Source organism: Gracilibacillus ureilyticus, from assembly GCF_900111195.1.
Lineage (GTDB): Bacteria > Bacillota > Bacilli > Bacillales > Amphibacillaceae > Gracilibacillus > Gracilibacillus ureilyticus.
Genome location: NZ_FOGL01000011.1, coordinates 93,793 through 107,621 on the forward strand (window position 1 = coordinate 93,793; position 13,829 = coordinate 107,621).

At 37.2% G+C, this 13,829-nt stretch carries 16 protein-coding genes; 8 read left to right on the forward strand and 8 right to left on the reverse strand.

The window, feature by feature from the left end; genetic code table 11:
- The first annotated feature begins 334 nt into the window (after nucleotides 1–334).
- The 3 genes from asnB to BMW36_RS11750 all read left to right on the forward strand — a co-directional run bounded on the left by asnB (nucleotide 335) and on the right by BMW36_RS11750 (nucleotide 4,247).
- A complete protein-coding gene (gene asnB / locus BMW36_RS11740; protein ID WP_089741311.1) occupies nucleotides 335–2,182 on the forward strand; it encodes an asparagine synthase (glutamine-hydrolyzing) in 1,848 nt (615 codons plus the stop codon).
- A gap of 38 nt (nucleotides 2,183–2,220) precedes the next feature.
- The gene (locus tag BMW36_RS11745) at nucleotides 2,221–2,664 is read left to right on the forward strand and encodes a hypothetical protein (protein WP_089741407.1); all 444 of its coding nucleotides are present in this window, start codon (nucleotides 2,221–2,223) and stop codon (nucleotides 2,662–2,664) included.
- Nucleotides 2,665–2,846: 182 nt separating this feature from the next.
- On the forward strand, nucleotides 2,847–4,247 hold the full coding sequence (locus BMW36_RS11750; protein ID WP_175480439.1) for an alpha-amylase family glycosyl hydrolase: 1,401 nt from the start codon (nucleotides 2,847–2,849) through the stop codon (nucleotides 4,245–4,247).
- Between the two features lie 15 nt (nucleotides 4,248–4,262).
- Here the strand turns inward: BMW36_RS11750 and BMW36_RS11755 are convergent, their stop codons facing one another.
- The 3 genes from BMW36_RS11755 to BMW36_RS11765 form a co-directional block, all read right to left on the reverse strand.
- Complete coding sequence (locus BMW36_RS11755) at nucleotides 4,263–5,600, reverse strand: MATE family efflux transporter (protein WP_425431946.1); 1,338 nt, start codon at nucleotides 5,598–5,600, stop codon at nucleotides 4,263–4,265.
- A gap of 129 nt (nucleotides 5,601–5,729) precedes the next feature.
- Nucleotides 5,730–6,587 (reverse strand): SDR family oxidoreductase, encoded by an 858-nt coding sequence (locus tag BMW36_RS11760; RefSeq protein ID WP_089741314.1) that lies wholly within the window; start codon nucleotides 6,585–6,587, stop codon nucleotides 5,730–5,732.
- A 51-nt stretch (nucleotides 6,588–6,638) separates the two neighbouring features.
- Nucleotides 6,639–7,508, reverse strand: coding sequence for a DegV family protein (locus BMW36_RS11765; RefSeq protein WP_089741316.1), 870 nt, complete (start codon nucleotides 7,506–7,508; stop codon nucleotides 6,639–6,641).
- A 224-nt stretch (nucleotides 7,509–7,732) separates the two neighbouring features.
- On the opposite strand from BMW36_RS11765, the gene BMW36_RS11770 reads away from it, so the two are divergent.
- Together BMW36_RS11770 and BMW36_RS11775 are read left to right on the forward strand one after the other, a co-directional pair.
- Nucleotides 7,733–8,581 (forward strand): YitT family protein, encoded by an 849-nt coding sequence (locus tag BMW36_RS11770; RefSeq protein WP_089741318.1) that lies wholly within the window; start codon nucleotides 7,733–7,735, stop codon nucleotides 8,579–8,581.
- Nucleotides 8,582–8,631: 50 nt separating this feature from the next.
- A complete protein-coding gene (locus BMW36_RS11775; protein ID WP_089741320.1) occupies nucleotides 8,632–9,459 on the forward strand; it encodes a BsuPI-related putative proteinase inhibitor in 828 nt (275 codons plus the stop codon).
- A 43-nt stretch (nucleotides 9,460–9,502) separates the two neighbouring features.
- Here BMW36_RS11775 and BMW36_RS11780 read toward each other — a convergent pair whose 3' ends face one another.
- The gene (locus tag BMW36_RS11780) at nucleotides 9,503–9,766 is read right to left on the reverse strand and encodes a NifU N-terminal domain-containing protein (RefSeq protein WP_089741323.1); all 264 of its coding nucleotides are present in this window, start codon (nucleotides 9,764–9,766) and stop codon (nucleotides 9,503–9,505) included.
- A gap of 114 nt (nucleotides 9,767–9,880) precedes the next feature.
- On the opposite strand from BMW36_RS11780, the gene BMW36_RS11785 reads away from it, so the two are divergent.
- Complete coding sequence (locus tag BMW36_RS11785; protein WP_089741325.1) at nucleotides 9,881–10,306, forward strand: hypothetical protein; 426 nt, start codon at nucleotides 9,881–9,883, stop codon at nucleotides 10,304–10,306.
- Nucleotides 10,307–10,326: 20 nt separating this feature from the next.
- On the opposite strand, the gene BMW36_RS11790 is transcribed toward BMW36_RS11785, so the two are convergent.
- Together BMW36_RS11790 and BMW36_RS11795 are read right to left on the reverse strand one after the other, a co-directional pair.
- Nucleotides 10,327–10,518: a DUF3813 family protein gene (locus BMW36_RS11790; protein WP_089741326.1), complete on the reverse strand. Its 192-nt coding sequence runs from the start codon at nucleotides 10,516–10,518 to the stop codon at nucleotides 10,327–10,329.
- 77 nt (nucleotides 10,519–10,595) lie between these two features.
- Entirely contained in the window at nucleotides 10,596–11,450 is an 855-nt protein-coding gene (locus tag BMW36_RS11795) for a Cof-type HAD-IIB family hydrolase (protein ID WP_089741328.1), read from the reverse strand.
- A 145-nt stretch (nucleotides 11,451–11,595) separates the two neighbouring features.
- On the opposite strand from BMW36_RS11795, the gene BMW36_RS11800 reads away from it, so the two are divergent.
- On the forward strand, nucleotides 11,596–12,360 hold the full coding sequence (locus BMW36_RS11800) for a prolyl oligopeptidase family serine peptidase (RefSeq protein WP_089741329.1): 765 nt from the start codon (nucleotides 11,596–11,598) through the stop codon (nucleotides 12,358–12,360).
- 77 nt (nucleotides 12,361–12,437) lie between these two features.
- Nucleotides 12,438–12,749: a metal-sulfur cluster assembly factor gene (locus tag BMW36_RS11805; protein ID WP_089741331.1), complete on the forward strand. Its 312-nt coding sequence runs from the start codon at nucleotides 12,438–12,440 to the stop codon at nucleotides 12,747–12,749.
- Between the two features lie 30 nt (nucleotides 12,750–12,779).
- Here BMW36_RS11805 and BMW36_RS11810 read toward each other — a convergent pair whose 3' ends face one another.
- A complete protein-coding gene (locus tag BMW36_RS11810) occupies nucleotides 12,780–13,475 on the reverse strand; it encodes a Crp/Fnr family transcriptional regulator (protein WP_089741333.1) in 696 nt (231 codons plus the stop codon).
- 75 nt (nucleotides 13,476–13,550) lie between these two features.
- Entirely contained in the window at nucleotides 13,551–13,724 is a 174-nt protein-coding gene (locus tag BMW36_RS11815) for a DUF2929 family protein (protein ID WP_089741335.1), read from the reverse strand.
- Nucleotides 13,725–13,829: the final 105 nt, after the last annotated feature.

The window sequence follows — 13,829 nt, forward strand, 5'->3', positions numbered from 1 at the left end:
TCAGCGCCCCTCCGAAAGCCATCGCTCTAATTTTCTTAGACGCGAAGACGTTCAGCGCCCCTCTGAAAGTCATCACGCCAAGTTTCCCAGACGCGAAGGTGTTCATCCTCCATATAAGATCCTTAGGCCGCACTTCCTCGCAGCTGTCATCAGTAAGTGCACAATTTCATCCAATTTTTTTCAGCACGTTTATGAATAATCAGCCAAAATTTTCATAAAATCCCTGCCACAAGCCTTGGGACGGAAACTGTATGTATAAATAGCAATCATTTTTATTTTTTTTACGCATAAATTAGTAAGAGCAATCAGGCTATGGAAGGTATGGTGAACAAGTATGTGTGGGATTATTGGCTGGATAGATTTTACAAGAAGATTAGATCAGGACCAGGGACAATTAAGTCGTATGACAGATGAATTAGCTCATCGCGGACCAGATGAATATGGTTATTGGTATGATCAGCATGTAGGTTTCGGACAGCGGCGGCTCGTTGTCGTTGATCCTGCCGGTGGGAAACAACCGATGATTGCAGATAAGAACGATGCAAAATATGTGCTCGTATATAATGGAGAATTGTACAACACGGAAGAAATAAGAATAGAATTAATTAAGAAAGGCTGGAGATTCCATTCTCACTCCGATACCGAAGTTCTATTAAAAAGTTATATGGAATGGGGTGAAGAACATGTAGAAAGGCTTAATGGGATTTTTGCTTATGCTATATGGGATTCATCAAAAGAGCAGTTGTTCCTCTGTCGTGACCGTTTAGGAGTAAAACCACTGTTCTATAAAGAACACCAGCAGGGATTATTGTTCGGATCAGAGATAAAGGCAATCCTCAGTCATGAGGAAGTAGCGCCAGTAATCACTGCAGAAGGCTTATCAGAATTGTTTGCACTTGGCCCATCAAGAACACCGGGAAATGGAGTATTTTCTGAAATAAAAGAATTGCGGGCAGGTCATGCAGGAATTTTTGATAGAAATGGCTGGAAAGTTTCCAGGTACTGGAATGTAAAAAGCGAAAAACATGACCATAGTGTAGAAGAAACTGCTGCCAATGTCAGGAAACTGTTAGTGGATGCTGTGGAACGCCAACTCGTATCAGATGTGCCGCTCGGAACATTTTTATCTGGCGGCGTTGATTCCAGTGCCATTACAGCAATAGCGGCAAACTATTTAAAAAAGTACAATCAGGCTTCATTAAACACGTTTTCCATTGATTACGAAGAGAATGATCGATATTTTAAACAAAGTGATTTCCAGCCAAATCAGGATAAACCATTTATAGAAAAAATGGTCAATACGTTCCATACAGAACATACAGCATATGAGATGGATAATGATACACTTGTACAATTACTGAAAGATGCTGTAACTTACCGGGATTTACCTGGAATGGCTGATGTCGATTCATCCTTGTTATGGTTCTGTAAACAAACCAAAAAGCAAGTAACTGTTGCGTTATCAGGAGAATGTGCGGATGAAATATTTGGTGGTTATCCATGGTTTTACCGGAAAGAAGATTTAGAACGTGAAGGCTTTCCCTGGATCCGTTCCTCTGAAGTCAGGCAACAACTATTACGCAAGGATATACAATCAAAAGTGCATTTGAAAGAATATGCTGTTCAGCGTTATAAAGAGACGGTAGATGAAACTCCCCTTTTGGAAAGTGATAACAAAGAAGAGCAATATCGCAGGCAAATGTTCTACCTTAATATGCAATGGTTTATGCCTACACTGCTTGATCGAAAAGACAGAATGAGTATGGGAGCAAGCTTTGAAGCCCGAGTCCCTTTCAGTGATCACCGGCTTGTCGAATATGTCTGGAACATTCCCTGGGAAATTAAAACACACGGTAACCGTGAAAAAGGGATATTAAGAAAAGCGCTGGAAGGAATTTTACCTGATGAAATTCTCTACCGCAAGAAAAGTCCATACCCGAAAACACATCACCCCGCATATACTAAAGCAGTCGTTCAATGGATGGAGGAAATTATTGAGGACAGTAATTCCCGGATATTTGAGATCTTGGACCGGGCATCTGTAATAGAACTTGTGAAAAATAAAGCGACAAATATTCAGACACCATGGTTTGGACAATTAATGACAGGACCGCAGCTGCTAGCTCATTTAGCTCAAATTGATTATTGGCTGAAGAAATATGAGGTTCAAATAAAAATATAAATTAACATGGGGACGAGAAAGAGAAAGTAGTGACTGTAATGATGAAAAGAATTATTGTTATCATTCTATTTTTATCTAATCCACTTATTATCCAGGCGATTGACAGGGGCTATCCTTTTGTGATTTTTGACGGAAAAATTTATAAAGTGTCAGAAGAGCATGTAAATGAAGAGCAGATTGGGCGAAAAATCGGCCAGGTAACTTCGAATCCAGATAAAAACGGCCATTACTATGGAAACGCCTCTAACTATTATCCAATAGGAACAATATACTATGAGATTAAACAAATGAAAACAAATGAAGGCATATCCGTTTATTACGATGATAAATACATGAAAGCAGTTTTCATAGAAAAAGCACCATTCCATTGGAAGAATTGGTTTATACCTTCTATGCCATATCTGTTTTTATTATCACTAGTTGTATTATATGTTGTAAGGGAAGAATATAGGAAGCAAGTCCTCAAAAAATCAAGTTTCTAAAAATATTCACAAATAGAAAAGATACGGATTCCCCCTTTCATCACAGCAATAAGCAATCTGCTAGTGATCATTGGGGGATTAAAATTTCCTCTGATCAAAGGTCTCCCTTCAACTATTGATTGACAATTTATCTTAGTCTTGGATAATGGAAGATGGATATTGATAGTAAAAGGGGACGTTTTATGAATAAGATAAAAAAAGGCGCAGTTGCTGCCATAGTATGTTTCATTCTGATGATACCTGCAATTCCTTTACATGCCGCTGATCAACTGGATGAAAGAATCTATTACATACTTGTTGACCGTTTTGTAAATGGAAATAATGAAAATGATCACAACATTAATGTGGAAGACCCGGAGGCGTACCATGGCGGAGATATTGCAGGTATTATTGATAAGCTTCCGGAGATTAAACAAAAAGGCTTCAGTGCAATTAATTTAAGTCCAATTATGGTATCAGAGTCATACCATGGTTTTGACACAACTGATCACCAATTAATAGATGAACAATTTGGTACAATGGAAGATTTAAAAGAACTTGTTGAACAAGCCCATGAACAGGATATAAAAGTAATCCTGGACTTTGTTATTTCCCAAGTCAGCTCCAGTCATCCATTTGCTTCAGCAGAACAAGTCGGTGGATACTTTGATCAATCCTTGTCAAAATTGGAGATAACTAGTGAATCAACTAGCTACATAAATGATGCAATAAAGTTATGGGTTGAGGAAGCTGGTGTTGATGGAATTCATGTATATGCGGATGAACCGGAAAATGGAGAATTAATTGATCGGATTACAGAAAACTTACAAGATCAGGCTTTTGTGATTACGGAAGGAACCGATCGATCTGGTATAGCAATGAACCACGATTTTCAACAGGAGGCAGTTAACTTGTTGAGTAATCCCGGTGAGTCGCTCGAACCGCTTTTTGATCAGGAATATGCTTTCACTGCAAATGGTATTAACTATATGGAATCTGTCTTAACTAGCCGTTTTGCTTTTGAAGCGGTAAGGGAAGGCTACCACCCTGTTACGAGATGGAAACTTGCCTCTACATTGCTATACACATTACCAGGTTCTTCACTATTCTATCAGGGTGGAGAAGTACCGATGGATAATGGACAGGCAGAGCCTGATCACAGAATGGCAGAATTGAATAAAGAAGATGAAGAAATCATACAGCATCTTGAAAAGTTATCACAAATTCGTGAATCATCCCAGGCTTTATCAGAAGGTGAGCTGGAATTAGTGGGGCAGGCAGGTGCAATGACTGTATTTAAGCGTACATCTGCTGAGGAAACGATGTATATCGCGGTAAATAATGATACAAAAACACAGGTAGTACCAGTGGAAGATATCGATTCAGATATGCAGCTTACCGGGCTCCTGGAAGATGATATTGTAAGGCGGCAGGATGATGGGACATATCGCATCGCACTGGAACGTGAAACAAGTAATATCTTTATTGTAGAAGAAAATAAAGGAATCAACTGGTTTTTCATCACAATGATGGTCATTATCTTCGGAGGATTTGTCGCTTTTATTACAGCACTTAATATAAAAGTAAAGCATCGAACAAAATAATTGTTCGATGCTTTTTTAAACGAAAGCTTTTCTAACCCAGACTTTTGATCTCCATCTTCGCAGCATCAGCATTCCGCGGAGCCATTCGTCTGCAATAAAGCCGATCCATATACCTGTGAGGCCGAGGCCAAGGAAAATTCCAAAGAACCAGGCGAAAGTAACACTAACTCCCCACATGGAGAGAATACCCATGAAAACAGGGAATTTGACATCGCCTGCAGCCCGCAGCGCACTTATCACTACTAGATTAAAAGCCCGGCCCGGTTCTAAAATAACGGTCACTAATAACAGGAAAGCACCTTGCTCAATAATGGTAGGGTCATCAGTGAAGATACCTAACAAGCTTCTATGAAAAACATAAAAAACAACTGCAGTAATTGTGCTGATTATAATGGAAATCTTTAAACTTTTCATACAGCGCTCATATGCAGAATCTATATTTCCTTCTCCGATCATATAGCCAATTAATATTTGTGTCCCTTGTCCGATTGCATGGGAAAAGAGCAAAATAAACATCATTAAATTCTGAACATACACTTTAGTTGTAATTGCAACAGTTCCTAACTGTGCAACAAAATAAGTGATAATCATCTGACTGGTATTATAGGAGAGCTGTTCACCGGCAGATGGAACACCAATTCTTAACAGGTCAGTTACATGGGTTCGTTCATAGCGGTAAAACGATGTAAATGGCAGCTTTTTTTCACTGCGATATATTAATACGAAAGTAATAACAATAAAACCAATAATACGGCTAATAATCGTTGAATAAGCTACACCTTCCACACCTAATACCGGAAAACCGAATGGACCGAATATAAAAAGATAATTACCGATCACATTCAGAATATTCATGCCTATCGTTACATACATGGTGTCCTTTGTATAACCATAGCTTCTTAAAATAGCTGAAATTGTCATAATTAATGCCTGAATAAACATAAACCCGCCAACAATATTCATATAAATGGATGCTTCTGCCATTAATTCTGCTGGTAAATCCATTAATTCCAGGATAAAATTACTTAGTAAAAATAAAACAAGACTGATAATAAGAGAGAATATCAGATTGAGACTGATAGAAGTCATGGAAATTTTTGCAGCATCCATTTCCTGTTTTGCACCCAGATATTGTGCAACTAAAATAGAAGCACCGGCTGCTACGAAACCAAACATTACAATAACAACAGCTAATATTTGATTTGCTACTCCCACCGCTGCAACAGAATGGTCTGAATATTGACTAAGCATTAATGTATCCGCATTCCCCATTAACATGTGCAAGAGAATTTCGATAAAAATCGGCCATGTTAAGGCAAAAAGAGTCATTTTCTTTGTGTCTGTATTTTTCAAGTTACTTCCTCTTTCCTAAAATCTCATTCAAAAATATAACTTTACACTATTTTTTAAGAAAAATAAATAAAAAACTTGACATAAAGTCAAGTTTTAACATGAATTCAATATATTTTTAAGAAAAAATCCTTAGATTACGGTACCACCGTTTACATGAATGGTTTGTCCTGTGACGTAACTGGAGTCATCACTGGCAAGGTAAACATAGGCAGGTCCAAGTTCAGCAGGTTCACCAGGTCTACCCATTTCAGTGTCAGAACCGAATATGGACACAGTATGTTCATCAAAAGATGCGGGAATTAAAGGTGTCCATATCGGGCCTGGTGCCACACTATTTACACGAATCCCTTTTTTAACCAATGATTTTGCTAAAGACTTGGTGAAAGTGGTGATCGCTCCTTTGGTACTGGAATAGTCAATTAGACTTTCATTGCCTTGGAAAGCCGTAATAGAGGATGTATTAATTATTGTGCTTCCTTTTCCCATATGCGGGAGTGCGGCTCTGGTCAGGTAGAAATAGGAAAAAATATTAGTTCGGAACGTTTTCTCTAATTGTTCATCAGTTATTTGCAGAAAATCCTGCTGTGGATACTGTACTGCAGCATTATTGACAAGTATATCGATATTTTTATATTCATTGATCATATTTTCAATAACTTGATTACAAAAAGCACTGCTTGAAATATCACCGCGGAAAAGGCTGCAACTGACTCCTTCTGATTCGACCTGTTTTTTCGTTTCTGCTGCATCTTTATCTTCATCAAAGTATATAATACCAACATTCGCGCCTTCACGGGCGAAGTGAATAGCGACAGCACGGCCAATGCCACTGTCCCCTCCAGTGATAACAGCAGTTTTTCCTTTCAATTTATCTGCACCTTGATAGTCTGGCTGGATACTGACAGGAAGTGGGTTCATTTCACTTTCCAATCCTGGCTGACGATCCTGATGCTGTTTTGGTAATACTTCTTTTGTTTTATTAGCCATATGATTCACTCTCCAACTAGTTTTTAACTAGTATGGCTAAAAGAAATTAGATCATGTAATATCTTTCGGTGACTGGTTTAGGAAAAATAATGCAATAGTTCCCGGGCCTGCATGGGCACCTATCGAAGATCCGACCATATTTATTTTAATTTTTTTTACATTCCATTTCTCACGGATCATTTCTGCAAGATTATTTGCAGTATCAAGAGCATCTCCATGACTAATAGCAACCATTTGATTATCAAGGTCTGTCCCGCGTTCTTCCATCAGTTCAATCATACGCTTTAATACTTTTTTTGATCCGCGTACCTTTTCGAGTGGGATCAGTTTCCCATCCTCCATATGCAATAGTGGTTTAACTTTTAGCAAAGTCCCCACAAATGCTGCTGTTTTACTAACACGGCCTCCGCGATATAAATACTCTAAATCATCTACTGTAAAAATATGTTCCATACTTTCATAGTAATACTTACTCACTACCAGTATTTCTTCAACAGTTGCGCCATTATTAGCTGCCTCTGCCGCTTTCAGTACTACTAGTCCATATCCTAAAGAAGCACATTTTGTATCAAGCACATGCAATTGGAAGTCAGGATATCTCTGTTTAATTTCTTCTTCCATTAATTTCGCTGCCTGATATGTACCAGATAATTCTGAAGAAAAAGCAAGATAAACAACCTCATTTCCTTCTTTTGCATGCTTCTCAAATGTGTCATGGAAAACCTGTGCACTTACTTGGGATGTCTTTGGTGACTTGCCTTCACGCATGGCATCGTAAACTTTTTTAGAGGAAATCGAGATACCATCTTCATAGTTCTCTCCATCAAGCTGAACTGTCAGCGGAACCATTTCTATATGATATTTTTCATAATCTTCCTTAGATAAATCGGATGCAGAGTCAGCAATTATTTTTACTGTCATTTGAAAGCCTCCTTTATTTCTTAGGTTCATGTATGTATGCCCTAATTTTGTTTATTATAAGTTTAACCATATCTTTAATCTTCGTCAAAGTAAATCACGGTAGAAATCCATTTTAAAAAAACACAAATACTTCTTTTGCTATTATACATAATCTATGATGGATTAAAGCGAAATAATACAGGGTATTTATTTATAAGATGATTACTCAGGTTGGAGGGATTTTATTGTTCTTAATGGAAGCTAAGCGGATTGCGATCGTTATTGTTGGCGCCATGTTTAACGCAATCGCATTAAACTTTTTCTTAATTGGTGCCGATGTTTATGCAAGTGGTTTTACAGGGATGTCTCAGATTTTATCAACCATATTCACTGAATATCTTGGATATGAGAATATAAGTACAGGTATAATTTTATTCATATTAAATATTCCTGTAGCCATTCTTGGCTGGTTTAAAGTTGGTAAAGGGTTTACCATTTACAGTTTTTTGTCTGTAATATTTACTTCTTTATTCTTGGAAATTCTACCTATTATAAAGTTGGCTGATGATATCATACTAAATGCGGTATTCGGTGGAGTTATCGCTGGTATAGGTGTAGGGATCACATTAAAATGGGGGGCATCTACTGGGGGATCTGATATTGTCGCAATGGTACTATCCAGAATGAAAGATAAGCCAATTGGCGGCTACCTCATGATTATTAACGGATTAATCATCCTGGTCGCAGGACTATTGAATGAACCGGAAAATGCCTTATATACACTTGTTGGGTTGTATGTGACAACACGTGTCCTTGATGGTATTCATACACGTCACGAAAAAGTAACGGCAATGATTGTAACGAAAAAAGCAGATGAGCTCCAGAAAGCAATTCATGATACAATGGTAAGAGGAATTACCATTTTGCCAGTAACAGGTGCTTATACCAAAGAAGACAAACACATGTTATACTTGGTAATAACTAGGTATGAGCTGTATGACCTAGAAAAAATTATTAAAGAAGTTGATGAGAATGCTTTTACGAATGTAGTACAAACAGCAGGAGTATATGGTTTCTTCAGAAGAAATGACTGAAACTTTCTTTCTTATCAAGCGACTATTAAAGTAAAAGGGGAGATATAGTGATGAAAAAACTGTTTACACTATTTATTTTGTTAATGTTTGGTTTGCTTGCGGCATGCGGTTCTTCGAATAGCGGTAATGAAAGCGGCCAGGCAAATGCAGAAGAAAATGATCAAGAAAATACAACAGAAACAGAGTCGGCCATAAGAGATAATCTGGAATTTACAGCTGAGGCAGAGCAACAGCAGGATGGTATTACATTTAGTTTTGAATTAGTTAATCATAATGAAGAGGATGTAACGGTCACTTTTCCATCAGGCCAGCAATATGAAATCGTACTGAAAAAAGATGACGAAGTTGTATATCAGTTCTCTGAAGGTAAGATGTTTACGGAAGCACTAGTGGAAGAAACGATAGCAAGCGGTGAATCAAAGACGTGGGAAGAAGAATGGCAGCCTGAGCAGGAATTGGCGCCTGGTGAATATAATGTGGAAATGCAATTACTGCCAACTAAGGCAGGCGATGAAGAATTGGAGGAAGGAGCTTTCACTAGTCAGTTCTCTATCCAGATTTCAGATATGGCGGAAGAAACAAGTGCAGATGGTGAGGAATTAATCCGCAACATTGAAGTAACAGGAGAAAACGGTACTTACAAGGTTACAGGTGAGATGCATCCATCGATTGGAAATGTTTACTATGAAGTTGAAGATGGTCATAATTACTTAGTTGAACAAACAGAGATTCCAATCGAAGGTGAAGACTGGTATTCTTTCACCATAGATATTTCGATTGCTGAAGAAGATCTTCCGTTTAATGGTGTTATCATGATGTCCATATTTAATGAAGATCGCTCATATGTTGTACCGGTCCAGTTAGACCAGATTCAATAAATCAAAAAAAGAGAAGGTGGTATAAACCTTCTCTTTTTTCTATCTAATATCCAAAATTTGTTATAACCTCTTCTACCTGGCTTATTAGGCTATCCCATTCTGCATCCATTTTTTTATTTACTGTGATAAAATGCTGAAAGCCAAACACGTTATCAACACCATCAAGTTTCATTAATTCATTTAATACGTCATGTTCACTTGTTTGTCCTTGCATTACTGAAACACTGCTGTTTCCTTCAAAGATCATTTTGTCACTGGTAAATTTCATTGCATTTGGATTTGGGGTAGCTTCAACATGAATAGCCATAATTATTTCCTCCTATTTCACCGTACTTTCTTTCTATCATATCAGAAATGCGAAGAATTAAAAAGCTTTTCTACCTGTAATACCAACGTCAAATGAGGTTAGGGGTGATGTGGAATGTTTAAATTTTCAATGATTACCGGGTTCTTTTCCGGACTTGTTTTAGGATGTTTCCTGTGGATGATGGAGAAGCTCATGAATGTAAAAGTTTATACCTTATTAATGAATGTAGACTTCCTGCCATTTTTCGAAGGAAGGGTATTTCCGCCAATATTAGAATGGATCTTTCATCTGCTAATTGCCTGGATTATTGCATTTTTTTATTTAGTATTATTAAAACCAAAATACAAAATCAGAAAGTCGCTTTTAGCTTGTTTGTTAAGTTTTATTGCAGCAATGAGTTATTTTCCTTTAACGGTATTAGCGAAAAAAGAAACACCAGCAGTGGATAATGCAACAGCGGTAATCTTCTGGTTTAGCGGTCATGCAATTTATGGATTGGTCCTTTATCGATTTGGTAAAAGAAATATACACCACCATTGACTGGTGGTGTAAAAAGTGCATTATTTCAACTCGTTTTCTTGCTGCAGTTGTTGTTCCAGTTGTTTCAGTTCACGCTGTTCTTCTGCAGTAGCATTTGTGTAAGCAGATTGTATCGCGTTCTGAGCCGCTTGTTTATCCTGTTCACTAAAATTGTTTCTGTTCATTAAGTTGTTTACAGCATTTTTTGCCTGTTCAAACATATTATTACGCATTGGTGGCCCTCCTTATAAAAATAAGTTTAACCATCAATATTGATGATCAAGCTTATTATGAAGAGATTAAGCTATTTTTATTCTGGTAAATGTTTTCTTCCGGAAGTGGCTTGTTCGAGTTGCAGATAATCAGTGAGGAAGTTTCCAATACCATTTTCTTCATTTGTAGCTGTCTCATATTTCGCAACAGCTTTTAATTCGTTGATTGCATTTCCCATCGCAACACCAACACCAGCAAAGTCAATCATTTCCAAATCATTATCTTCATCCCCAAATGCGATAATATTCTCCTGAGGAATATGGTAGTAATGAGCGATCTTATGTAAGCCGACAGCTTTATTAATACCTTTACGGACAATTTCGATCACATTCCATGGAACACCCCATTTGCGGTGTTCAATAACCGATGCATGTTCATCATCCAGGTATTGCCTTAGTTGTTCGATGTGTTCTTCTTTTGGATGAATCAAAATAGAGGTAGGATCATCCTGTAAGTGATTTTTCAGACTGCCGATTGTTATTAAATCACGGTGGTCAGGCTCTGTGAATATATCCAGTATTTCTTCATCATATCTGTCTAAGTATATGTTGTCTTCTATTTCAGCAAAAATATTTTCTACATTAAAGTCATAACATGTCTGAATGATTTTTTTTGCGGTACGGTTTGGTAAAGGAGAGTGTATACTATCCCATTTACTGTCTCCAGGATGATGGATCAGTGCCCCGTTAAAATTAACCATTGGTGTATTTAAACCAAGTTCATGATAATACATAATACTTGATCTGTGCGGTCTTCCTGTTGCTATAACTACGATATGTCCCTCTTTCATTGCAGTCTGCACTACTTCTTTAGTATATGCACTTATAACCTTTTGTTCTGTTAATAATGTCCCATCTAAATCAAGTGCTATCAAATGTTTTTCTTTGCCCATATCATCACCTCACTATGTAGTATAGTCTATAGTTGTAGACAGCAGATGTAAAGTTCTTGTATTGTTTTGTTTCTATATTTTGCAAGTTCGATTAGAAAGAGATATCATTAATATTATGGGAATTCTATGAAGAAAGGAAATTTAAATGATTATTGTAGAGAAAGAATATTGGCAGGAGATACCATTATTACATGTAGTTGATCATGATAAGAAAGAAGAACCTCTCCCAACGCTTACATACATTCATGGCTATACGAGTGCAAAGGAACATAATTTACCAACAGCTTATTTGCTAGCAGAGAAAGGTTACCGGGTCATATTGCCTGACTGTTTGTTACATGGTGAAAGAGATGAAGAAATAACACATATGGAGCGTGAGTTGCGCTTTTTTGATATTATCAAACAAAATTTGGATGATATTGAATTAATTTATGAAGAATTAGTATCACGACATCTGGTAGAAGTGGAACGGTTTGGACTTGCTGGTACCAGCATGGGAGGAATTACGACAGCAGCTGCATTAACTCAGTTTTCCTGGATTAACACGGCAGGTATTTTAATGGGATCACCGAAACTTACGTCATATGCGAATCAATTGATCGAATTTACAAAAACAAAAGTAAAAGATTTTCCGATATCAGACGAACAGCTCACACTTATTATGGAGGAGTTAAAAGAAATTGACTTATCCATTCAAATTGATAAATTATTTGACCGTCCATTATTTTTCTGGCACGGGGAGGATGATCAGGTGGTTCCGTTCCGGCATGCGTATGAGTTTTATGAGGAAGCAATTGAACATTACAAAAATCCGGAAAACATTCACTTTCTTAAAGAAATGAACAGAGGGCACAAGGTAAGCAGATTTGCGATAGTGGAGTTTGTAAACTGGTTAGAAAATAAGCTGTGATAAATATCATTTTAAAAAATTTCAAAATTTGTTTATAATAAAGATAAGCCGTAAAAGTAACAAGGAGGGATATACAAATGGATCAGGCATTGGAAGAGAATTTAATGGGAGCTTTGGAGAATGTTATTGACCCTGAGCTTGGTATAGATATTGTGAATCTGGGACTTGTATATGGTGTGGACCTAGATGATGAAGGTATTGCAACTGTGACAATGACGTTGACTGCAATGGGCTGCCCGTTAGCAGGTCATATTGAGCAAGATGTTAAGCGTGTGATGGAAGACATTCCGGAAGTAAAAGACACGAATGTGAATATTGTATGGAGTCCGCCATGGTCAAAAGACCGCATGTCACGCTATGCTAAAATAGCACTTGGTATTCCGGATTAAGCAGAAAAACGGACAGAGATGTCCGTTTTTCTAATGAAAAAGTTCCTCTTCAATTTTATCAGCATAAATAATCCATTCATGCGTGGACTTTTGTTCAATAAGCTTATCTTTTTTCAATTGACTTAGCGTTCTGCTAATAGTTTCTCTGCTTGTGCCAATCATATTCGCAAGTTCTTTGTTCGAGAATTGTTTAATCAATCTCATTCCGCCATTTTTATCTTCCGTTCCATTCTTCTTTACAAGCCTTAATAAGAGCATCATCAGTTGTTCACGGCTGGAATGCAAAATTTGTTCCTCTAAACGGTGTTGCAAATCAACAATCATATCACCAAGTACACGAAATATTTTAATACTAACTGAGGGGTAACGGATTAAATAGTCTTCAAATTTCTTTTTAGGTATGTAGATGAGTACACAATGCTCAGATGCTTCCGCATGTGCCGGATATCCATCCTGGCGAAAAAATCCCTGATGTGGAAACATCTCTCCCTGATTCAGTATGTTAACGATCTGTTCACGGCCATGAATGTCCATCCGGTAAATTTTTACTTGTCCCTCTAACACAAAGTACACATTTTTAAGCGGATCGTCCTGCATAAATATATGTGTTCCTTTTGGATATTTTCTCGTATGTGCAATTTCTTCTAATGAGTTTATTTCATGAGAAGTTAGTTCTTCAAACAATGGTATCGCCTGTAAAACCTGATTAATCGAATACTGATTCACGCTGCATCCCCCCTTAACTATTCTACAGAATAAATGGAACCCCTGTCATAAAAACAGGGGTTCCATTTGGCAATATTAATTCTCTTCCTTTAAAATACCGTCACCTAAAAGGAATACTATAATACTAAAGATAGCAGCAATTGCAAGAGTTCCTGGTACATCGAGGGCTTGACCTGCCATACTTGCTAAAACATAACCTACGACTAAACTTATGATAAGCGCCCAAAAAATAGTCATCACATATTTCATTGTTTTCACCTCTTTAGTCATTTATGTAAAAAATAAATTCATATACATTCATTTTTCTATTTTATCAAAAACAATACAGAAAATAAAGTCAGACTTTTGATCAGT